The organism is Methylobacterium organophilum, assembly GCF_022179465.1.
Taxonomy (GTDB): domain Bacteria; phylum Pseudomonadota; class Alphaproteobacteria; order Rhizobiales; family Beijerinckiaceae; genus Methylobacterium; species Methylobacterium organophilum.
Genome location: NZ_BPQV01000001.1, coordinates 1 through 20,820, shown reverse-complemented (window position 1 = coordinate 20,820; position 20,820 = coordinate 1). Strand labels below are relative to the sequence as shown.

The window sequence follows — 20,820 nt, the reverse complement described above, 5'->3', positions numbered from 1 at the left end:
CCGAGCGAGACGCGGCCGGTGCCGGGGCCGGGCGCCCCGGCTCCGGGGGCGCCGCGATGGGGCCGGTGACCCCGGCCTCGCCGACCGCGACCTCGCTCGGCGCGCCCCTCACGCCCGGCGCCCCCGCACATTCCGAACCTGGATGCGCATCACCCGATCCGGGACCGCGTGGCCGGGTCCGGGGCCGTCGGACTGACGGCGTCACCCGACCGGCCCCTCGGCACGGGCCATGGGACCACCCACCTGGGAGACCGCTTCCCGGATCACGGGACCGCAACGGCGTGGTGGCTTCCGGTTCGACGCCTCATCGTTCACGGCGCGCCATCCCGCTTCCTGGCGGCCACGCTGGGCTTCGGCGAAAGGTGCCCGCGGCCTGAGGACCGCTCGTCGATCTGGTACGAAAGCGGCCGATGATCGACCCTCCTGCGCGACCTGGGGCAGGGGGCGTTAACGGCACGGTCGAGGGATCGGGAGGGGTCCTCCCGATTGCGGGCGGACCCCGTTCACACGCCGTACGTCCTGGCCGAAGTCCGGATCGCGGCTTGGCAGGACCTTCGGCCGCCTGCCGTGATGGCCGGCGCGCGGACGTTGCGCGGTTGCGACACCCTTCCAGGATCGCACGAGACCGCGCCGAGCCAAGCCGGATCTTGTGGTGCCCGATACCCGGCCGGGGCATAAGTCCCCTGCAGCGCGGCCGAGCCTTGGGGCGATGACGAACGTGGACGACGCCTGGGTCGGCAAGCTCATCCGGCACTGGCGCGAGGATGCCGGTGCTTCCTACCGCACTTGGTTCCTCTGGGACGAGCGCATCAAGAACTTCCGGTCGATCCGACGCGGCATCCAGGCGGTCGTCGACGAGGTCAAGGCCGACACCTTCGGCAACGCCTACCGGGGCTCCTCGCTGGAGACGGTGGTCCATTCCATCGCCGAGCAGCGCCAGGTCTTCAAAGGTGCCGACCACGCCTTCCTCTGGAAGCCGAAGCTGCGCATCCCTGACATCTACGAGGATCGCGCCAACCAAGTCGCGTTCGGGCGCTTCCTCGAAACCTGCCTCTGCTGCAACGCCGAGGCGCACGTGGTGTCCGCGATACAGGCGCTTGACCAGGCCCGCATCAAGGGCTTGGGGCCGGCCGCGGCCAACCTGCTCTATTTCCTGCACCCAACCTGGGTTCCGCCGTTCAACACGGCCATCGTGAAGGGCTACAACGCCCTGACGGGCGCCAACGTGAAGCTCGGCAAGTGGGACGAGTATCTCGCCATGCGGCGCGGCATCCTCGACCTCAACAAGACCCATCGCTCGCTGCTGTCGAACGACTTCGGTGCCGTCGCCGGCTTCCTCTTCGACGTGGGATCGGGTCGGTATCCGCTGCCGGAGCGCGACACCTCCGCCGCGCTGGAGCTCTGGCGCGAGAACCTCGAACGCGTGCGGGTGGAGGCGACCGGCGCCGCGTCGAAGGCGGAGCAGGCCGCCCGCGAAGCCGACCACACCCACACCGAGGTTCAGGGTTGGCTGCGCGACCTCGGCCTCGCGCTCGGCTTCGACGTCTGGATCGCCTCGAACGACGGCAACCGGCCCTACGGCGCGGGCCGGCTCTCCGACGGATGCCTGCAACGCCTGCCCGGGCGGCTGGCCGCGACCGCCTCGGCCGAGACCGTCCGCCTCATTGACGTGATCTGGATCGACAAGGCCAGCCAGGACCTGGCCGCAGCCTTCGAGGTCGAGCATACGACGAGCATCTACTCCGGCATCGTCCGCATGCTGGATCTGGCCCTCGGGGCCGAGGGCGGGACCGCCCGGAACTTCTTCCTCGTCGCTCCCGACAATCGGGAGGACGACGTCCGGGCACAGTTCGCCCGGCCAGCCTTCTCGCGGGTGGCCGAGCTGGATCTCCGCTACCTGCCCTACAGCGAGCTGCGCGGTCACCGCGAGAGCATCGCCCGTTTCGGGAGCGGCCTGAAAGGCGTGCTCGCCATCGCGCGTCCCGTCGGCCAGATCCGTTAGCGAGGCCGGCCCTGCCGACGGGCGACGGCCGGCTTCGCGGCAACCGGCGCGGCCGGACGGCGGTCGGGCCCTGCCCTGGCGCCGGACTGCCGACCGGCCCTTACCCGGGCAGGGTACGCTCCCCGGAGCGCGCAGGCACGACCGGGCGCCGCCGCTACCGGTAACGACGCTTACCCCGGCCAACGGCGCGGACACTGCGGCAATGCGTCCCGAATTGCTTGCAGACCGGAAACCACGAGCCCGCAAGCGCGGTTTGGGTGATGTGTACCCCATGGGGGTACAGACCGAGGTGCCCGCCTCCGGCCCGGCACGTCGGCTTCCCTCCATCGGCACAAGGACCCGGCAGATGACGCACAAACCGCAGCATCGGAGCTCCCTCGACGGTGAGCTGGACACCCCGCTGAGCTTCGGCGAGCACCGCTTGTTCATCGGTGGATCGGGCTCGGACATCCAGCCGGGGACGGAACGGCTGGACACCGCCTTCGGGCGCGGCGGCGCCGACTACCTGGCGGGCCGCGGCGAGAACGACGACCTGCTCGGGGGCAACGGTCGCGACGTCCTGGTCGGCAACGGCGGCATGGACCACCTCGACGGCGGCAGGGGGGCCGACGTGCTCGTCGGCGGCGACGCGGCCGACGGCCTCCGGGGAGAGGACGGGCGCGACTACCTCGACGAAGGGGTCGGCCACGGCGACCTTGAGGGCGGGGCCGGCGACGACATCCTGGTGGGCGGGCCCGGCGGCGACGCCTTCGTCATCAGCGCCGACAGCGGCGACGACGTGATCCGGGACTTCCAGGGCGGCCCGGGCATCCTCGACCACTTGGCGGTGCGCGGCCTTAACGCCGAGGACCTGCGTTTCGAGGACACCGACGCGGGCGTGCGGATCAGCTGGGACGTCGCCGAAGGCCGGGGCTCGGTCCTGCTGGAAGGCTTCGATAAGTCGCGACTCGCCCAGGACGACTTCATGTTCACGGACGACCGCCAGGTCATCCGCCCGACCGGCGCCGACGCGGAGACCGTCACCGCCGACAAGTTCATCAAGGACGAGGGCGGCAACCTGTCCGCCCCCGGCACGGGCAGCGAGACGACCGCCGAGGACGCCTTCCGCTTCGACGAGTTCAACGTGAAGGTCGGCACGGCGGGCCGAGATGCCTTCGCGGGTACGGGCGACCGCGACTTCTACTATGGCCAGGATGGCGCCGACCGTCTTTCCGGCGCGGCAGGGGACGATGACCTATCCGGGGATGCCGGGCGCGACGTCCTCGACGGCGGCGCGGGGCAGGACCACCTCATGGGCGGCCGCGGCGCCGATCAGCTCTACGGCGGGGACCAGGCCGACAACCTGATGGGCGAGGACGGCAACGACGTGCTCTACGCCGGGGCCGGCCACGACATGCTGGACGGCGGCCGGGGCGACGACGTGCTGAACGGCGGCGACGGGGCGGACGCCTTCATCGTGGGGCCGGACACCGGCAACGACATCGTTTCGGGCGGCTTCGATGCGGGCCCCGGCGCATTCGACCACATCGCCTTCCGCGACATCACCCCGGACGAGGTGACGGTCGCCGACGTCTCGGGCGGCGTCCTGGTGAGCTGGCAGACGGATCAGGGAGACGGCTCGATCCTCCTCCAGGGCCTGACGAGGAGCCAGATGGCCCAGGACGACTTCATGTGGAACGCCGACGACGCGACGCGGGGCGCCTTCATCAACGACCCGGCGATCACCGGCGACGGCTCCAGGCTGATCTTCCAGGAGACCGCGACGGCCTCCGCCAGCCCGGAGCACGACTACATGCTCGCCTGACCGGGTGCGGCCCCGCGCCCATGCGCGGGGCCGAGCGGCCGGGCGCCTCGTGCCGCCCGGCCGGCACCTGAAGGCCGCCGCGCCCTCGCGCGCGAGCCCCGTCGCATGAGGCAGAACGACATGCAGCCAACCGCGCTCGCGAACAACGCCGCGGCGGCCAAGGATGACGAACCGTCTTCCACGATGGCCGAGGTGCGTCCCGGCATCGGGGGCGCGCTCCTCGGCGTCGGCTTGCTGAGCGCCCTGGTGAATCTCCTCTATCTCACCGGCTCCCTGTTCATGCTGGAGGTGTACGACCGGGTGCTGCCGAGCCGCAGCGTGCCCACGCTGCTCGGGCTCGCCGCCATCGTTCTCGTCCTCTACGGCTTCCAGGGCCTGTTCGACGTGCTGCGCAACCGCCTCCTCGTCCGGATCGGCGCGTCCGTGGACCGGGCGTTCGGGCGCCGGACCTACGACGCCGTGGTGCAGGCCCCGCTCGTCGCCGCGCGTCACGGCGACGGACTGCAGCCGCTGCGCGATCTCGACCAGGTCCGCACCTTCCTGTCGAGCCCGGGGCCGGCCGCCCTGTTCGACCTGCCCTGGATCCCGCTCTACCTGCTGCTCTGCTTCGCCTTCCACCCCTGGATCGGCGCGGCGGTGCTGGGGGGCGCGCTGCTTCTCGTCTCCATCACCCTCGTCACGGATCTCCTGACCCGCCGCCCGTCGCGGGCGGCGGCAGCAGCGGCCGGCCAGCGCTACGCCCTGGCGGAGGCCGGCCGGCGCAACGCCGAGGTGCTGCGCGCCATGGGCATGACCCCGCGCACGGGCGACCTCTGGGCCGAGGCGAGCGAGCGCCACCTCGTGGCTCAGCGGCGCGTGTCGGACGTCGCCGGCGGGTTCGGCGCCATGGCCAAGGTGCTGCGGCTCACCCTGCAATCCCTGGTGCTCGGCGTCGGCGCCTACCTCGTGATCGAGGGCGAGGCGACGGGCGGCATCATGATCGCGAGCTCGATCCTGGTCGCCCGGGCCCTGGCGCCGGTCGAGCTGGCGGTGGCACACTGGAAGTCGCTCGTGGCGGCCCGGCAGGGCTGGGGACGCCTCAAGGCCTTCCTCGCCGCGTTCCCGAACGAGCGGTTGAGCGTCGCCCTGCCGGCCCCCTGCGAGAGCGTCCGGGTCGAGGCCCTGACGGTCACCGCCCCCGGGCTCGAACATGCCCTCGTCGACGACGCCACCTTCGCGCTGCGGGCCGGCGAGGGGCTCGGCGTCATCGGTGCCAGCGGCTCCGGCAAGTCCTCGCTCATCCGTGCCCTGGTCGGGATCTGGGGGCCGGTCCGCGGCTGCGTCCGGCTCGACGGCGCCACCCTCGACCGGTGGCCGCCGGATGTGCTCGGCCGGCACATCGGCTACCTGCCGCAGGACGTCGAACTCTTCGCCGGCACGGTGGCGCAGAACATCGCGCGCTTCGACCCGGACGCGGCCTCCGCGGCCATCGTCGCCGCCGCACGCGCCGCCGGCGTCCACGACCTCGTGTGCGCCTTGCCGAAGGGCTACGATACGCCCATCGGCGAAGGTGGGGCCGCCCTGTCGGGAGGCCAGCGCCAGCGCATCGCGCTGGCGCGCGCCCTCTACGGCGCGCCGTTCCTCGTCGTCCTCGACGAGCCGAACTCCAACCTCGACGCGGAGGGTGAGGACGCCCTGAACCGCGCGATCCGGGACGTGCGTGCCCGCGGCGGGACCGTGGTCATCGTCGCCCACCGTCCGAGCGCCCTCGCGGCGGTCAACCGGTTGCTGTTCATGGCGGAGGGCCGGGTCCGCGCCTTCGGGCCCAAGCATGAGGTCCTGTCCGCCCTGAAGCGCCCGACCGCGGCCGCGAGCGCCTGGCTGCCGAGGGGCGACGGCAAGGAGCGCCCGCCACCCGAGAGAGCGGTGCCGCTGCGCGTGGTCGCCGCCACGGAAGGGACCCTATCGGAAGGAGCGCGGGCGTGAGCGCGCAGCGCCCCTGGGACATCCGCCGCTCCGTTCGGCGCCACCTCGTCCTGAGCCTGGCGGCCGCGGCCCTGCTCACCGTCGGCCTCGGGGGGTGGGCGGCCACCACCGAGCTCGCCGGCGCCGTCGTGGCACCGGGGACGCTCGTCGTCGATTCCTTCGTCAAGAAGGTGCAGCACCCCACCGGGGGCGTGGTGGGCGAGGTGCGGGTCCGGGACGGCGACCTCGTGCGCGCCGGCCAGGTCGTCATGCGGCTGGACGAGACCGTGACCCGCGCCAACCTCGCCGTCGTCGACAAGAGCCTGGCCGAGCTGACCGCGCGCCAGGGCCGCCTGGAGGCGGAACGCGACGGCGCCCCCCGGATCTCGTTCGCGGCCGTCCTCAGGGGCCGCGCCCAGAGCGACCCGGAAGCGGGGAAGGTCATCGCAGGCGAGACCCGGCTGTTCGAGCTGCGCCGGGACGCCCGCGCGGGCCAGAAGGCGCAGCTGAAGGAGAGGACCGGCCAGCTCCGGGAGGAGATCCAGGGCCTGACGGGCCAGATCGCCGGCAAGCGGCGCGAGACCGAGTTGATCAACCGCGAGCTCGAAGGCGTGCGCGACCTCTGGCGCAAGAACCTGGTCCCCATCCAGCGCGTGACCGCCCTGGAGCGCGACGCCGCCCGCCTGGAGGGCGAGCACGGGCAGCTCGTCGCCTCCGTCGCGCAGGCGAAGGGCAAGATCTCCGAGACCGAGCTCCAGGTGATCCAGGTCGACCAGGACCTGCGTAGCGAGGTGGCAAAGGAGTTGAGCGAGGTTCAGGCCAAGATCGCCGAGCTCGTCGAGAAGCGGGTCGCGGCCGAGGACCAGCTCAAGCGCATCGACATCCGGGCCCCGCAGGACGGCATGGTCCACCAACTGGCCGTCCACACCATCGGCGGGGTCGTCAGCCCGGGCGAGTCCATCATGCTGATCGTCCCGAGGTCGGACACGCTCGTGATCGAGGCGAAGGTCGCCCCGAAGGACATCGACCAGGTCCGGCTCGGACAACACGCCGTGCTGCGCCTGACCGCGTTCAACCAGCGGACCACCCCGGAGATCGAGGGCACGGTCAGCCTCGTGGCCGCCGACCAGATCACGGACGAGAAGACGGGCACGAGCTTCTTCAAGGTCCATGTCAGGCCGGACGCGGACCAGGTCGCGCGGCTCAAGGGGATCAAGCTCGTGCCGGGCATGCCGGCCGAGGTCTTCATCCGGACAGGCGAGCGGACGGTGCTCTCCTACCTGACAAAGCCCCTCAACGACCAGGTTCGGCGGGCGTTCAAGGAAGATTGAGGCAGGCCGGCCGGGGCGCGCCCCGTCGGTCGCGACAACGGTTCCGGGCGGATGGGCGGTGCGGTCCTGCGGCCGAGGCCCGGCGAGCGAGGGCCGCCATGGGAGGGGAGGAGCGAGGATGGAACCGCTGCCGGGGTCGACCGTGAGCGACTACGCGTTCGTGGCGCTGGTGCTGCTGATGGGCGCCGGCCTCGCGCTGCTGGCCGCGGCCGCATTCGTGCGGGTCCCGAGGCGGACGACCCGTGCCCCCCAGGCCTGGGCGCAGTTCCGCTTCGGCTACGCCGTCTACGCGCTGATCTTCCTCGCCTTCGATATGGAGATGATCTTCATGTATCCCTGGGCGGTCGTCTTCGCCGACGTCGGCGTGACCGCCTTCCTGGACATGCTGGTCTTCATCGCGCTCCTCTCGGCGGGCATCGCCTACGCCTGGGGCATGGGCGGGCTCCGATGGGAATGATCGCGAGCGCCGCGGCGGTGCTGGCCGCGCTCCTCGGAGGCGCCGCCCTGACCCTTGCGGTCGAGCGCCTCGTCGCGCGCCGGGGCCTGGAGGCCGGGCCGGCGCGCGCCGTCGGCCTCGGGCGCGGCCTGGACCTGCCCAATGCCGACCGCTGGCTGCTGCCGGCCGGCCCGGCGGTGGCGCTCGGCGGGGTCGCGCTCGCCGTGGTGGTCATCCCGTTCGGGCCCGGGCTGATCGGCCGGGATCTCGGCGTCGGCCTCTTCTACGTCATCGTCGTCGTCGACTTCGTCGTACTCGGCCTGGCGCTCGCCGGCTGGGGCGCGAACACGCCCGAGGCCGTGGAAGCCTGCTACCGCATCGTGGCCCAACTCGTCGCCTACGTCGTGCCGCTCGGCCTGGCCTATGTCGGCGTGGTCATGATGGCAGGCTCCCTGTCGACCGTCGCCGTCGTCGCGGCGCAACGAGACCTGTGGTTCGTGGTCCTGCAACCCATGGGCTTCCTCCTCTACCTCGTCACCGGGCTGATGCATTCCTACCGCGCCCCGTTCCTGGAGCCGTTCGCGGATTCCATCGGCGGTGGCGTGCTCGGCGCGGCGGGAGGCTGGTCCGCCCTCCTGTGGCGGGTCGCGCTCGCCGGGGTGCTCTTCGTCGTCGCGGCGGTCGGAGCGGTGCTCTATCTCGGCGGCCCCTCGGGCCCCTGGCTGCCGGGCTGGGCCTGGATGCTGGCGAAGACCTACGCCCTGATGGCGCTGATGCTGGGGCTCGGGCGCTGCGTCCGGCCGTTCTCGACGGCCGGGATGCTGGCGCTGTCCTGGAAGGCCCTGATCCCGGCGGGTCTCGTCAACGTGCTCCTCGTCGGCGGCCTGATCCTTCTCGGCGTGGGACCGCGGGCATGACCGCGGCCTTCGAGCTCACCGCCTTCGCGACCTGCGCCTTCGTCGCGGTCGCGGGCGCGCTCGGCATGACCACGACCATGAGCATGTTCCGCTCGGGCATCTTCCTGATGGCCTCCTTCATCGGGGTCGCCGGCCTGTTCATCCTCCTGTCCGCCGACCTGATCGGGCTGCTCCAGGTCATGATGTATATCGGCGGCTTCCTCGTCATGATCCTGTTCATGGTCCTGGTCATGCACGACCCGGGCGGGGCGATGATGGCCGGCATGGACCTGGCCCCGCTGGAGCGCTGGTCCAGCTTGGGGCTCGTCCCGCGCCGGCCCGCGGAGGCCGGGCCGGACGGCCACCGGCAGGGCGAGGCCGGCGACCGAACCGCGGCCACGGGACACGGCGAGGGCCACTCCGGCACCCACCCGCCCCGGCCCGGCGGCGAGGCGCGCGGCGACCATGCCGAGGCGCACGACGGGGCGGCGAAAGCCATGCCGCACGAGGCCCAGGGCGGGCACGGCGAGCGCGCGGCCCACCCACACGGGCAGGCTGCCCACGGGCACGACCACGCGCCTGGGGGCGGCCACGGCGGCATGGACATGGGTGGCATGGACATGTCGATGGTGACGCCCGTGCGCCCCGTCGCGGCCTGGCTCGCCCTCGGCGTCGGGGCCGTGCTCGTCGGGATGCTGGTCCTGCGGCCGGCCTGGCCGGTGATGCCCGACGCGGTGCCGGACGCGGATTCGGCACGCCGGGTCGGACATCTCCTCATGGAGAAGTACATGGTCGCCTTCGAGGGCGCCGGCTTCCTGATCCTGATCGGCATCTTCGGCGCCCTGCTGCTCGCCCGGCCCTCCACCTACCCGGACGACGCCTCGCGCGCCGCCAAGGTCGCGGTCGACGCCGAGCCCGAGCCGATCCGGAACGACCGCCTCGCGCCACGCGCGACCCTGAACGGGGTGGCGGAGCCCGCGCCCGACCACGGCGCCCACCGCCGGCATGGGGGACATATCGGATGACGGTACCGCTGACCGCCTACCTCGTCGTAGGCGCGCTCCTGTTCGCCATCGGCCTCTACACCGTGGTCGCCCAGCGCTCGGCGGTCATGATCCTGATGGGCGTCGAGGTGCTCCTCAACGCCATCGGCCTGAACGTCGTCGCGTTCTGGCGGTTCACCGCGCCGGGCGACTACTCCGCGCAGATCCTCGCCATCCTGGTCGTCACGGTGGGCGCCGTCGAGATGGCCATCGGGCTCGCCCTCGTCCTGCTGCTGTACCGGCAGCGCCGGACGGCCGAGGTCGACGCCTACGCCGACCTCAAGCGATGACCGCCCTACTCGCCGTCCCGCTCCTGCCGCTCGTGGCGGCCGCGGCCGCCCTCGGCCTCGGCCGCCGCCTGCCCCGGGGCGGCGGCGAGCTCGTCGTCGGCGCCGTCGCCCTGGCGCTCGCCGGCCTCGCGTCGCTGCCGTCCGATGCCGCCCTGTCGGCGACCTGGTTCGAGAGCGGCGGCTATCGGCTCACCGTCGGGCTCGCGGCGACGCCGCTCACGCGGTTCGTCGCGGCGGTGGTCGCGGGCGTCGCGGTCTGCGTCGGCCTCTACGGCCTCGGCTACATGGCCGGGCGCGACGACCGGCCCCGCTTCTTCGCCGAGCTCGGCCTGTTCGTCGGCGCGATGCTGACGCTCGTGCTATCGAGCTCCCTCGCGCTCCTGTTCGCGGCCTGGGAAGTGGTCGGGCTGGCCTCGTTCCTCCTGATCGGCTTCGACCATGCCGAGCCTGGCGCCGCCGCGGCCGCCGCCAAGGCGTTCCTGATGACCCGGATCGGCGACGTCGGCCTCCTGCTCGGCTGGCTCCTGGCGCTCGCCGCCGTCGGGACCACGGACGTCGACGCGCTCGTCGGAGCCGTCGAGGGCGGGCGGATCGGCCCCGGCACGGTCACCGCGATGGCCCTCCTCATGCTGGCCGGCGCGGTCGGCAAGAGCGCCCAGCTACCGCTTTCCGCCTGGCTCCCCGACGCGATGGTCGGGCCGACCCCGGTCTCGGCCCTGCTGCACTCCGCCACGATGGTGGCCGCCGGCGTGTTCCTCGTGCTGCGCCTGTACCCGGTCTTCGCGGCGTCGCCCGGCGCGCTCGACACCCTCTTCTGGATCGGGGCCGCGACGGCGCTCGCCGCCGGCCTCATCGCCACCGCCGAGGCGGACCTGAAGCGGGTGCTCGCCTGGTCCACCTGCTCGCAGCTCGGCGAGATGATGGTGGCCCTCGGACTGGGCGGCCCGGGCGCGGCCGCCTTCCACCTCGCGGCGCACGCCGCCTTCAAATCGACCCTGTTCCTCGCCGCGGGCATCGTGCAGGAACGGGCGGGCACGCGCATCCTCGTCCGCCTCGGGGGGCTGGCTCGCGCGCTGCCGTTCGCCGGCGCCGCCTTCCTGGTCGCGGCCCTGTCGTTGGCCGGCGTGCCGCCCCTGTCCGGGTTCCGGAGCGAGGAGGCAATCCTCGCGGTGGCGTCGCGGCACGGCCCCGGGACGGGGGCCCTGGTCGTCCTGCTCGTCCTCCTCGGCGGAATCTACATCGGCCGTGCGGGGGCCGCGACCTTCCTCGGGCGCCGACGCGGCGCGGTCGGCCCGTCAGGACCCGACTGGGCGATGCGCGCCGGCCTGGGTCTGCTCGCGCTCGCCGCCGCCGGGCTCGGCTGGCTGTTGGCCGGACGGTTCGGCGCCGCTCTGCCCTTCGCCGCGCCCGAGACCGAGGCGGGGTGGCGCAGGCTCGGCGTCGCCGCCGGACTGCTCGGGCTCGGTCTCGGCGCGGCGCGGGGGTGGAGTGGCGCGCCCGCGCTCGGCGCGCTCCCCGCGCGGCTCGCCGCCGGGCTGGAAGCCGTCACCGAGGCCCCGGCGCGCCGGACGCTGTGGCTCGCCCGGACGGTCCCGGCCGTCGAGGGGGCGCTCGATGCCGGGGCCCGCGCCGTGGCCGGGTGGGCCTGGCGGTCCGCCGGGTGGGCGGGGCGGGTGGAGGAAGGGGGCTTCGGGCGCGGCGGCGACCGCCTCGCCGCCGGGCTCGCCGCCGGGGGCGAGCGGCTCCGCGCCCTGCAGGCCGGGCGCCTCTACCTCTACACGCTCGGCCTGTTCGCCTGGACCGCGGCGGCGCTCGCCGCCGGCGCCCTGATGCTGTGGCCCTGAGGGGACTGGACCCGATGCTCACCGCGACCATCCTCCTGCCGCTCCTCACGGGCCTCGCCGTGCTGGCGCTGCCACGTCACCGTCCGGACCTCGTCCGCCGCGTCGCCCTCGGCGGTTCCGTGCTGACGCTGGGCGCGGCGCTCATCCTCTGGGCCGGCTTCGATCCGGACGACGGCGGCCTGCAATGGCGGATGTCGCTCCCATGGATCCCGTCGCTCGGGGCGCGCTACGACGTCGGCGTCGGCGGCCTCTCCCTGGCGCTGATCCTGCTCACGGCCCTCCTGCTCACGGTGGTGATGGTCTACGTGCTGGGCGAGCACGACCGGGCGCACGCCCACGCCTTCCTCTTCCTCCTGCTCGCGACCGGGCTGATCGGGCTGTTCGCGGCGCAGGACCTGCTGCTGTTCTACCTGTTCTTCGAGGTCGGCCTGGTGCCGATGTACTTCATCGTCGGCATCTGGGGCGGGGAGCGGCGGCGGTACGCGGCGCTCAAGTTCTTCCTCTACACCCGCGCCGGCAGCCTCGCCATGCTGCTCGGCTTCCTCGCCCTCTACCTCGCCATGGAGCCCCACACCTTCTCGCTGCCGGCCATCGTCCAGGCGCGGCCGCTGGACCGGACCCCGCTCGCGGGCGGCCTCGTCTTCCTGGCCCTCCTCCTCGGGTTCGGGGTGAAGCTCCCGGTGGTGCCGCTGCACAACTGGTTGCCCGACGCGCATGTCGAGGCGCCGACCGAGGGCAGCGTCGTGCTGGCCGGTCTCCAGCTCAAGATGGGCGGCTACGGCATGCTCGCCGTGCTGCTGCCGACCCTGCCGGACACGGTCGCACGGTTCGGCTGGCTCCTGGTTGCCCTGGCCCTGGCATCGCTCCTCTACGGGGCCCTGGCGGCGCTGGCGCAGTCCGACATGAAGCGGCTCGTCGCCTACACCTCCGTCAACCACATGGGCTTCGTCACGCTCGGCGTCGCGGTGGCGGCGCTGGCCGGCAACGAGGGCGTGCGCCGGCTGGCGCTGAACGGCGCCGCCGTGCAGATGGTCAGCCACGGCTTCCTGACCGGCGGCATGTTCCTGCTGGTGGGCATGCTCCAGCACCGCGCCGGCACGCGGGAACTCGCCCGCTTCGGCGGCCTGATCGGCGCGATGCCGGCCTTCAGCGGGCTGTTCGGCCTGCTCGCCTTCGGCTCGCTCGGACTCCCGGGCCTGTCCGGCTTCATCGCGGAGTTCCAGGCCATCGGCGCCGCCCTGCAGCTCTCCGCCTGGGTCGCCGCGCTCGCGGTCCTCGCGCTCGTCGTGACGACCGCGGTCTACCTCCGGCTGTTGACGGGCCTGCTGATGGGTCGGGCGCCGCCCGACATGCCGGCGCTGCCGCCCCTCACGGCGGCCGAGGCGGGCGCGGCGGGGGCGCTCGCGGCACTGGCGGTCGGCATCGGCGTCCTGCCGGCCGTCCTCGTCGCGCTGCTCGACGGCACGACCGCAGCCCTGGCGCACCTTCCATGACCGGCGGGCAGGCGATGGGCGGCTGCATGGATCTCGGCGCCGTCGCGCCCGAGATGGTCCTGGCGGGGAGCGCCCTCGCGCTGGTCCCGGTTGCCGGCTGGGTCCGGGGCCGGTGGCGCCGCCTGCCCGCCGCCGTCGCGCTCCTCGCCCTGCTCGTCGCGATGGGCCTGACCGCGCCGATGCTGACGGCCCCGCCGCGCGAGGCCTTCTGCGGCACCTACGCCGTCGACCCGTTCCGGGGCTTCTACCAGTTGGTCATCGAGGCCGGCGCCCTGGTGAGCCTGCTCGCGCTCGGGTCCCACTTCCGCGGGAGCGAGCAGGAACCGCACCACCCGGTCGCGCTGCTCATGGCGACCGTGGGCGGCATGGGGCTCACGGCGGCCACGGATCTCGGCCTCATCATCCTGTTCCTGCAGATGGTGAGCTTCCCGTCCTACCTGCTCGTCCTGCTCGTGCGGAGCGACGGACCGGCCCAGGAGGCGACGCTCAAGTACTTCCTCTACGGCGCCGCCGCGCTGGCGGTGATGGCCTACGGCCTCACCTTCCTGTTCGGCCTCACCGGCAGCCTGAACCTGCGGGCCATCGGGGCGGGGCTGGCCGGCGCCGACCGGGCCTGGGTGGCGCTGGCCTTCGGCCTGGTCCTCGTCGGCTACGGCTTCGAGATGACGCTGGTGCCGTTCCACGTCTGGGCCCCGGACGTGTTCCAGGGCGGGACGGCCCCCGCCTCGGGCTTCGTCTCCGTCGTGCCGAAGGTGGCCGCCTTCGCCGGCCTCCTCCGCTTCCTGCTGGCGGCGATGCCGGACGGCCTCGCCGCCTGGCCGACCGTGCTCGCGCTCCTGGCCGCCGCGACGATGACCTTCGGCAACTTGGTGGCCCTCCGCCAGGCGAGCCTGAAGCGCCTGCTGGCCTATTCGAGCATCGCCCAGGCCGGCTACGTGCTGATGGGGGTTGCGGCGGCCGGGCAGGCCCCCGAGGCCCTGCCGGCCATAGGCTATTACCTCGCGGCCTATCTCCTGATGAACCTCTCGGCGTTCGCGGTGGTCGCGCAGGTCGAGCGCATGACCGGGAGCGACGCCCTCGCCGCGATCCGCGGCCTCGGACGGCGGGCGCCGGGGCCGGCGGCGGCGCTGGCGCTTGCCCTCCTGTCGCTCGCGGGCGTCCCGCCGTTGGCGGGCTTCGCCGGCAAGGTCTTCCTGCTCGTGGCCGCCATCGAGGGCGGCTTCGCGTGGCTGGCCGTGGTGGCCGCCGCCAACATGGCGGTGGCGCTGTTCTACTACGCGGCCATCATCGCGGAGACGTACTTCAGGGATCCGGACCGTGCCGAGGGGCCGGCATCCGGCGCCGGCTACGCATGGGCACTCGGCTTGTGCACGGCAGGGACGCTGGGCCTCGGCATCGCGCCGGGCCTCGGGCGCGGGCTGGCACAGCTCGGCGCGACGCTGCTGCGGTAGGAGCGGCCGCGCCGGGTGCGTGCCGGAAGGTGAGGGTGGTGCCCGGCCATGCGGGATGGCGTCGTCGCGCGGGGCCGGACGCCTGCTCGCGAGGCTCCGGCGCTCGCCGGCTTCGCTCAGGCCGCCCGAACGGTCCGGTCGCGCGCCGACCTCTCCGTCGCGCGATCCCCAGGCCCGGCCGGCCCGAGGGCCTTGGTGACCTCCTCGAAGCGCGCGCTCGCGTCGGACCAGTCCTGGGCGAAGTCGAACAGCTCGCGCATGGCCGGGGCGATCTCCTTGTAGGCGGCCAGGGCTGCGACGAGCGCGCCGAGCGAGAGCTGACCCTGCACGACGAGGTAGCCGCCGATCGAGAAGAAGAAGAACGGGGTGAGGTTCGAGGTGTAGTTGTAGAGGCCCTTGAGGCGGCCCTTCAGGTCGTTGATCTCGATGCGCACCCCCTCAAGCTTCCGGGCCTGAAGCATCTGCCGGCTCAGGTCGGAGGGCTCGCACGCCGCGCGGCCGGCTTGTCGCGCGTCCGCGGGAGCGGTGAGGAGCGCCCCCAGCTCCCGCGTGGCATGGACCCTTTGGCGGACCTTCGCGTTCAACCGCCCCTGCAACCGCGGCAGGATAGACAGCTGGACCGGCAGCATGATCAGGGCCGCCAGCGCCAGGGCGGCGTTCTGCAGGAGGAGGAAGACGATGCTGGTCACGAGCGTGCCGCCTTGGACGAGTGGCACGACCACCAGGCTGCCGCCGAAATAGCCGATGGGCTCGACCTCCTGGACCGCGACGGCGGCCAGCGTGGCCCGCCGTTCGGGGGAGCGCTCGCCGCGCGCGCGGCGGACGATGGCGAGGCGGAGGCGGCGCACGAGGCGCTCGTTCACGCGCCCCCGGACCCGATTGACCGCGTACTTGGCGAGGCCGCTGAGCGTGAGCACGGCCAGGTAGCTGGCACACAGCGCGAACAGCAGCTCGACGCGACCCAGCTGGACGCCGAGGAAGGCCATCTTCGGGTGACCGTCGCCCGTATCGTCGGCGAGGGCGTGGTTGATGATGTGCTTGGGGATCTCAAGGAGCAGCCAGGCCGCCGGCAGCGTCAGGACGGAGAGGAGCACGAGACGGAACTGCAGCCGCGAGGTCGCACGCACGACGTAGGATTCCAGCCGCACCGCCACTGCCGGGCGGGCGCCTGGCCGTCCCGCCGCGTCCAGGGACGCGGCGGGCGGCGGAAGCGCCGCCGTCCCGCGGGTGCGATGCCGCCGGGCGGCGGCCCAGCGCAGGCCCGACCGGATGGCGAGCCAAGCGGTCCAGGCAGGTGCCACGACGAGGACCAGGACCGTGACGAGGTCGATCCACCAGTGGGTGTGGGGGTGGTCGAGGCCCAACGTCCGATGGATCAGGTCGTGGATGATCGGCGGGGTCAGCAACGGGTACTCCTGGCGACAAGGCTCCGGCGTTTGTCCGGGCGGAAGGGCGCGGCGCGGCTTGCCGTGAGCCCGACGACCTCCGAATGGGCTTCGGAGGTCCGGCCCTGCCGGGAGCGCCCGCGGGCGCTCCCGGCAGAACGAAGGCCGATCTCGTCGGCGCCCCTCTCGCGGCCCGTCCGCAGGCCTGGCGTAACGGCCAAGCTCGGGACGGCACAGGCGGCCGCGCACCGCAGCGCGGCCGTTCCCGGCCGGGCGATGTGGGAGACCGAGCGCCCTCAGCCCGGTCCGGAACCGCCAGGACCGACGACGAGCGTTCGTGCGTCGTCCGCGACGAGGCGGACGAAAGCCAACGCGTCGCGGCCGCGCTCGCCGGGCGTCGCGTAGAGGCATTCCGCCCCCGGTTCCCTGCGGATGCGCAGGGCCTCGTCGATGATGCGATGCCACTCCGGCTGGAAGGTGATCAACCCGTACAGGCCGGCGTCGCTCTTCGAAGGCACGACCCCGGTCGCGAGGACGTAATGGAGCCGGCACATGCCGAGGACGAACCGTTCGACCCCGTTCGCCGCGAGGAGCGTCGCGTCCGCCGTATCGGGTCCGAGTCCAGCGCGCCGGCGTTCGTCGACGCTGGCCAGGGCCCACCGTTCCAGGTGGGTCGTTCCACGCCAGAGCCCGGTGCCCGCGCAGAGCGGACCGCGGATGGTGACCGCGCTGGCCCTCAGGACGCTCCAGGTGAGCGGATGCCGGTCGTGGCATCCCGACGCGAAGAATCGCCCTTGCCGGACGCAGGGGCCGTTCGGGACGGCAAGCGGGCCGGCCCGCAGGTCGTCCCAGGTCAGGTAGACGCCGTCGAGCGCCGGGGCCGGCCAGCCGCGGGCGAGGCCGGCATGAGCCTCGGCGAGGGCGGCCACCTCGCCCCGGCCCGGGCGAGCCTGGGACACCGCCACGAAATTCACGTCGCTGAGCGGGGGCCGAAAGTCGCCCATGGCGACGGAACCGACGAGGTACAAAGCCTCGACGAAGTCAGGGACGACGGTATCGACCATGGCGAGGTAGGCGCCCGTGACGCCGAGTGCGAGCGGGTGCGTGGTCATGGTCTCCACGGGCTCATGCGATTGCTCGAAGGAGGGAGGGGGGCACGGCCCAGAATTCGCCCGCGCCGGGTTTCCGCCCTACGGGTCGGGCCGGGCCCGTCGGCGGAGGGCGGCGCGCAGGCCATGGCCCTGCCTCAGCCGATCCGCGTCGTGCGGAGGCGCAGGGCGTTCCCGATCACGCTCACCGACGAGAGCGCCATGGCGGCCGCCGCGATGACTGGCGAGAGCAGGATGCCGAGGAACGGGTAGAGCAGCCCGGCGGCGACCGGCACGCCCAGCGCGTTGTAGATGAAGGCGAAGAACAGGTTCTGGCGGATGTTGCGCATCGTCGCCCGGGACAGGCGCCGGGCCCTGACGATGCCGACCAGGTCCCCGCGGAGCAGCGTCACGCCCGCGCTCTCGATGGCCACGTCGGTGCCGCCGCCCATCGCGATGCCGACATCCGCTGCGGCGAGGGCCGGCGCGTCGTTGATCCCGTCGCCGGCCATCGCCACGACCGCGCCCTGGCCCTGGAGCGTCCTGACCACCTCCGCCTTCCGGTCGGGAAGGATCTCGGCCTCGACCTCGTCGATGCCGAGCGACCTGGCGACGAACTCGGCCGTGGTCCGGCTGTCGCCGGTCAACATGACGATGCGCAAGCCTTCCTCCCGCAGCCTTCGCAAGGCCTCGAACGTGCTCGTCTTGACGGGGTCCTGGATGGCGATGACGCCGGCCGGCTTCCCGCCCGCGGCGACGAGGACCGCCGTCGCGCCCCGGCTGCGCACCTCCTCGGCCCGCGCCTGGAGCAGCGTCACGTCCGTCCCCTGCTCCTCCAGGAAACGCCCGTTGCCGATGGCCACGCGCCGTCCCTCGACCGTGCCGAGCGCCCCCTTGCCGGTCGGGGCCTCGAAGTCGGACGCCACGGCTCCCGGGACGCCGCGCGCTTCCGCGGCCCGGACGATGGCGAGGGCCAGGGGATGCTCGCTCGCACGCTCGACCGCGGCGGCGAGGCGCAGCACCTCGGCGTCCGTGAAACCGGGGGCCGGCAACACGGCGGTGACCTTGGGCTTGCCCTCGGTCAGGGTCCCGGTCTTGTCGATGACGAGCGTGTCGACCTTCTCCAACCGCTCCAGGGCCTCGGCGTTCTTGACCAGCACCCCGTCCTGGGCGCCGCGACCGACCCCGACCATGATCGACATCGGCGTCGCCAGGCCGAGGGCGCAGGGGCAGGCGATGATGAGGACCGCGACCGCCGCGAGGAGGGCGTAGGTGAAGCGTGGCTCCGGCCCGAAGGCCATCCAGGCGACGAAGGCGAGGGCGGCGACGGAGATCACCACGGGGACGAACCAGGCCGCCGCATCGTCCACCAGGCGCTGGACGGGGGCGCGCGAGCGCTGGGCCTCGGCGACCATCGCGACGATGCGGGCCAGCGTGGTCTCGGACCCGACACGCGTCGCGCGCATGACGAAGCCCCCGGTCGTGTTCAGGCTCCCGCCCACCACGAGGGAGCCGGGCTCCTTCGAGACGGGAATCGGCTCGCCGCTGATCATCGCCTCGTCCACGGCCGAGCGCCCCTCCAGGACCTCGCCGTCGACCGGCACCTTCTCCCCGGGTCGGACGCGCAGGCGGTCCCCGACCGCCACCGCCGAGACGAGCACCTCCTCGTCGGCCCCTCCCATCCCGAGACGCAAGGCCTTCTGCGGGGCGAGGTCGAGCAGCGCCCGGATCGCGCCCGAGGTGCGCTCGCGGGCCCCGAGTTCCAGCACCTGCCCGAGCAGCACCAGGACGGTGATGACCGCCGCGGCCTCGAAGTAGGCCGGCACCGCCCCGTCATGGCCGCGCAGGCCTTCGGGGAAGAGCCCCGGCGCCACGGTCGCGGCGACGCTGTAGAGGTAGGCCGCGCCGGTCCCGAGGGCGATGAGGGTGAACATGTTGAGGCGGCGGTTCACCAGCGACTGCCAGCCCCGCTCGAAGAACGGCCACCCCGCCCAGAGGACGACCGGCGAGGCGAGCAGCAGCTGGACCCAGTTCGAGGTTTGCAGGCCGAGGCGGTCGACGAGGCCGGTCAGATGTCCCCCCATCTCCAGGGCGAAGACGGGCAGGGTCAGGAGGAGGCCGACCCAGAAGCGGCGGCTCATGTCCTTGAGCTCGGCGTTCTCGACCGGGCCGCTCGTCGGCGTGAGCGGCTCCAGCGCCATCCCGCAGATCGGGCAGCTGCCCGGTCGGTCGCGGCGGATCTCCGGGTGCATCGGACAGGTGTAGACCGCCCCGCCAGGGGCGTCCGGCGGCCCTTTGTCAGCCGCCAGGTAGCGTGCCGGCTCGGCCACGAACTTCGCGCGGCAGCCCGCCGAGCAGAAGTGGTAGGTCGCGTGCTCGTGCTCGGCATGGTGGGGCGTGGCCGCAGGGTCGACCCGCATGCCGCAGACGGGGTCCGTCGCGGTTTCCCCGGCCGCGCACGCCGCGCCGTGGCCGTGACGGTGCCCGTGGGGATGGTGCGCGTGGTGACCGTGGTCCATGGGTTCAGACCTCCAAGCTGCCGCCGCCCGCGGCGGGCAGGGCACGTGGTTTGACGGCGGGCGGGACCGGGCTGAGGCGGACGTTCACGTAGCTTGCTCCGACAGGTTCTCAGCCGCCGCCCATGATGCGGTCGATGCGCGCCCCGATGCCGCGGACACGGGCCGCATGCTCGGCCCACAGGCGCCGCGCGATTGCCGAACGGGGGTCGCTTTCCGTGAGGCGCGCCGCGGGAACCCCGCGGACGCTTCCCGGGAAGGAGGGTGGGGCGGTCCCGGCGAGGGAAGCGTCGGTCGCCGCGAGGCGGACCCGCACCCGCTGGCAGTAGGTGGCGGAGCGCGGGCTCATCCGCTCCTCGCCATGACCGGCCCTGTACTTCATCAGCGTGCGGCAGAGATCGCCCTGCGTGAGCTTCCAAGCTTGGGCGAGGTAGGCGACGCCGAAGCGGACGTTGGTCGCGGGATCGAGGAGGGCCCCGGCGGGACCCGTGTGACCGAGCATGGCCGCGGTTGTCGGCCGGACCTGCATCAGTCCGAGCTCGCCGACCCCGCCGACCGCGCCGGCATCGTACCCGCTCTCCACGTACGCGACGGCATCGGCGATGGCCGGGGGCACTCCGCGCGCTTCGGCCTCGCGCGCGAGCATCCGCCGATAGCCGGCCTGATCCGACGCCGTGCGAGCCGCATCGCCCGCGGATGACGGCGCGGCAGGGGCGGACGCGCCCGCGGGCGCGTCCCCGACGGCGACGGCCGGGGATGAAAGGAGGAGTGCCGCGCACGGGACCAGGAACAGCCGGGAGCGAGGCAGGACGAGGGCGCCCGGCACCCCACCTCGCACGCCGGCGGCCGCTTCCCCGGACAGGGACGCCGCCCTCATCAGGGACGATTGCCTCATCGCGGCTTCCGGAAGTGTGCGACCCCGAAGAGCGGCAGCTTCGTCTCGGCCATCGAGCGCATGCCGGTCGCGGTCATCCGTGGGTTCCCTTTGGGGGTTAGTCCGGGGGCGGGCGGGGTTTGGTTACAGGGCTCGCGCATCACCGCCCTCCCGTGTCGCGCTTGCCGCCCATGCCGGGCATGGTCATGCCGGGCATGCGGGAGTGGTCCATGCCCTCCATGCCGCCCGAGCCGGACCTCGGCGTCACGGCGCGGTTGAGTTCGCGCCAGTCCTTGGGATCGACCACGTCGTAGCGCGCCACGCCCGCGGTGACCGCGGAGTAGCGCGGCGCGCGCACGGCGACGGCGGGGTTGGCCGGGGCAACCAGCCAGTCCGGCGCGGCGGTGGGCACGCAGGCCGCGA

General features: G+C 73.2%; 16 protein-coding genes. 11 read left to right on the top strand and 5 right to left on the bottom strand.

Annotated elements, in window-relative coordinates; all coding sequences use genetic code 11:
- Positions 1-709: 709 nt before the first annotated feature.
- The 11 genes from MFF21_RS00080 (at position 710) to MFF21_RS23940 (ending at position 14,534) form a co-directional block, all read left to right on the top strand.
- Positions 710-2,002 carry a type II restriction enzyme NmeDI-related protein gene (locus tag MFF21_RS00080; RefSeq protein ID WP_183667274.1) on the top strand — a complete coding sequence of 431 codons (1,293 nt, stop codon included), beginning with the start codon at positions 710-712 and terminating at the stop codon, positions 2,000-2,002.
- Between the two features lie 346 nt (positions 2,003-2,348).
- Entirely contained in the window at positions 2,349-3,806 is a 1,458-nt protein-coding gene (locus MFF21_RS00075; protein WP_238309176.1) for a calcium-binding protein, read from the top strand.
- A 120-nt stretch (positions 3,807-3,926) separates the two neighbouring features.
- Entirely contained in the window at positions 3,927-5,771 is a 1,845-nt protein-coding gene (locus MFF21_RS00070) for a type I secretion system permease/ATPase (RefSeq protein WP_373324890.1), read from the top strand.
- Entirely contained in the window at positions 5,768-7,081 is a 1,314-nt protein-coding gene (locus MFF21_RS00065; protein WP_183667272.1) for an HlyD family type I secretion periplasmic adaptor subunit, read from the top strand. The genes MFF21_RS00070 and MFF21_RS00065 overlap by 4 nt, the downstream gene beginning before the upstream one ends.
- A gap of 118 nt (positions 7,082-7,199) precedes the next feature.
- Positions 7,200-7,538 carry an NADH-quinone oxidoreductase subunit A gene (locus MFF21_RS00060; RefSeq protein ID WP_183667271.1) on the top strand — a complete coding sequence of 113 codons (339 nt, stop codon included), beginning with the start codon at positions 7,200-7,202 and terminating at the stop codon, positions 7,536-7,538.
- On the top strand, positions 7,535-8,434 hold the full coding sequence (locus MFF21_RS00055; RefSeq protein ID WP_238309175.1) for a complex I subunit 1 family protein: 900 nt from the start codon (positions 7,535-7,537) through the stop codon (positions 8,432-8,434). The genes MFF21_RS00060 and MFF21_RS00055 overlap by 4 nt, the downstream gene beginning before the upstream one ends.
- Positions 8,431-9,438, top strand: a complete 1,008-nt coding sequence (locus MFF21_RS00050; RefSeq protein WP_183667269.1) for an NADH-quinone oxidoreductase subunit J family protein — start codon at positions 8,431-8,433, stop codon at positions 9,436-9,438. The genes MFF21_RS00055 and MFF21_RS00050 overlap by 4 nt, the downstream gene beginning before the upstream one ends.
- Complete coding sequence (gene nuoK, locus MFF21_RS00045; RefSeq protein ID WP_009865163.1) at positions 9,435-9,746, top strand: NADH-quinone oxidoreductase subunit NuoK; 312 nt, start codon at positions 9,435-9,437, stop codon at positions 9,744-9,746. Before MFF21_RS00050 ends, nuoK begins: the two co-directional genes overlap by 4 nt.
- Positions 9,743-11,590 carry an NADH-quinone oxidoreductase subunit 5 family protein gene (locus MFF21_RS00040; RefSeq protein WP_183667268.1) on the top strand — a complete coding sequence of 616 codons (1,848 nt, stop codon included), beginning with the start codon at positions 9,743-9,745 and terminating at the stop codon, positions 11,588-11,590. Before nuoK ends, MFF21_RS00040 begins: the two co-directional genes overlap by 4 nt.
- 14 nt (positions 11,591-11,604) lie before the next feature.
- A complete protein-coding gene (locus tag MFF21_RS00035; protein ID WP_183667267.1) occupies positions 11,605-13,083 on the top strand; it encodes a complex I subunit 4 family protein in 1,479 nt (492 codons plus the stop codon).
- On the top strand, positions 13,080-14,534 hold the full coding sequence (locus MFF21_RS23940; RefSeq protein ID WP_156454034.1) for an NADH-quinone oxidoreductase subunit N: 1,455 nt from the start codon (positions 13,080-13,082) through the stop codon (positions 14,532-14,534). The genes MFF21_RS00035 and MFF21_RS23940 overlap by 4 nt, the downstream gene beginning before the upstream one ends.
- 116 nt (positions 14,535-14,650) lie before the next feature.
- Here the strand turns inward: MFF21_RS23940 and MFF21_RS00025 are convergent, their stop codons facing one another.
- The 5 genes from MFF21_RS00025 to MFF21_RS00005 form a co-directional block, all read right to left on the bottom strand.
- Positions 14,651-15,940: an ABC transporter ATP-binding protein gene (locus MFF21_RS00025; protein ID WP_238309620.1), complete on the bottom strand. Its 1,290-nt coding sequence runs from the start codon at positions 15,938-15,940 to the stop codon at positions 14,651-14,653.
- A 275-nt stretch (positions 15,941-16,215) separates the two neighbouring features.
- Positions 16,216-17,031, bottom strand: coding sequence for an aminoglycoside adenylyltransferase domain-containing protein (locus MFF21_RS00020; protein ID WP_096487849.1), 816 nt, complete (start codon positions 17,029-17,031; stop codon positions 16,216-16,218).
- Positions 17,032-17,165: 134 nt separating this feature from the next.
- On the bottom strand, positions 17,166-19,526 hold the full coding sequence (locus MFF21_RS00015) for a heavy metal translocating P-type ATPase (RefSeq protein WP_183667264.1): 2,361 nt from the start codon (positions 19,524-19,526) through the stop codon (positions 17,166-17,168).
- A gap of 109 nt (positions 19,527-19,635) precedes the next feature.
- A complete protein-coding gene (locus tag MFF21_RS00010) occupies positions 19,636-20,169 on the bottom strand; it encodes a lytic transglycosylase domain-containing protein (RefSeq protein WP_373324868.1) in 534 nt (177 codons plus the stop codon).
- A gap of 388 nt (positions 20,170-20,557) precedes the next feature.
- The coding region (locus MFF21_RS00005; protein WP_238309173.1) for a hypothetical protein at positions 20,558-20,820 on the bottom strand (263 nt) is incomplete at its 5' end.

Excerpts from the sequence above, each read along its gene's own strand:
- MFF21_RS00080 (WP_183667274.1), top strand. The coding sequence starts at position 710 with ATGACGAACGTGGACGACGCCTGGGTCGGCAAGCTCATCCGGCACTGG.
- MFF21_RS00075 (WP_238309176.1), top strand. The coding sequence starts at position 2,349 with ATGACGCACAAACCGCAGCATCGGAGCTCCCTCGACGGTGAGCTGGAC.
- MFF21_RS00070 (WP_373324890.1), top strand. The coding sequence starts at position 3,927 with ATGCAGCCAACCGCGCTCGCGAACAACGCCGCGGCGGCCAAGGATGAC.
- MFF21_RS00060 (WP_183667271.1), top strand. The coding sequence starts at position 7,200 with ATGGAACCGCTGCCGGGGTCGACCGTGAGCGACTACGCGTTCGTGGCG.
- MFF21_RS00055 (WP_238309175.1), top strand. The coding sequence starts at position 7,535 with ATGATCGCGAGCGCCGCGGCGGTGCTGGCCGCGCTCCTCGGAGGCGCC.
- MFF21_RS00050 (WP_183667269.1), top strand. The coding sequence starts at position 8,431 with ATGACCGCGGCCTTCGAGCTCACCGCCTTCGCGACCTGCGCCTTCGTC.
- nuoK (WP_009865163.1), top strand. The coding sequence starts at position 9,435 with ATGACGGTACCGCTGACCGCCTACCTCGTCGTAGGCGCGCTCCTGTTC.
- MFF21_RS00040 (WP_183667268.1), top strand. The coding sequence starts at position 9,743 with ATGACCGCCCTACTCGCCGTCCCGCTCCTGCCGCTCGTGGCGGCCGCG.
- MFF21_RS00035 (WP_183667267.1), top strand. The coding sequence starts at position 11,605 with ATGCTCACCGCGACCATCCTCCTGCCGCTCCTCACGGGCCTCGCCGTG.
- MFF21_RS23940 (WP_156454034.1), top strand. The coding sequence starts at position 13,080 with ATGACCGGCGGGCAGGCGATGGGCGGCTGCATGGATCTCGGCGCCGTC.
- MFF21_RS00020 (WP_096487849.1), bottom strand. The coding sequence starts at position 17,031 with ATGACCACGCACCCGCTCGCACTCGGCGTCACGGGCGCCTACCTCGCC.
- MFF21_RS00015 (WP_183667264.1), bottom strand. The coding sequence starts at position 19,526 with ATGGACCACGGTCACCACGCGCACCATCCCCACGGGCACCGTCACGGC.
- MFF21_RS00010 (WP_373324868.1), bottom strand. The coding sequence starts at position 20,169 with ATGCTCGCGCGCGAGGCCGAAGCGCGCGGAGTGCCCCCGGCCATCGCC.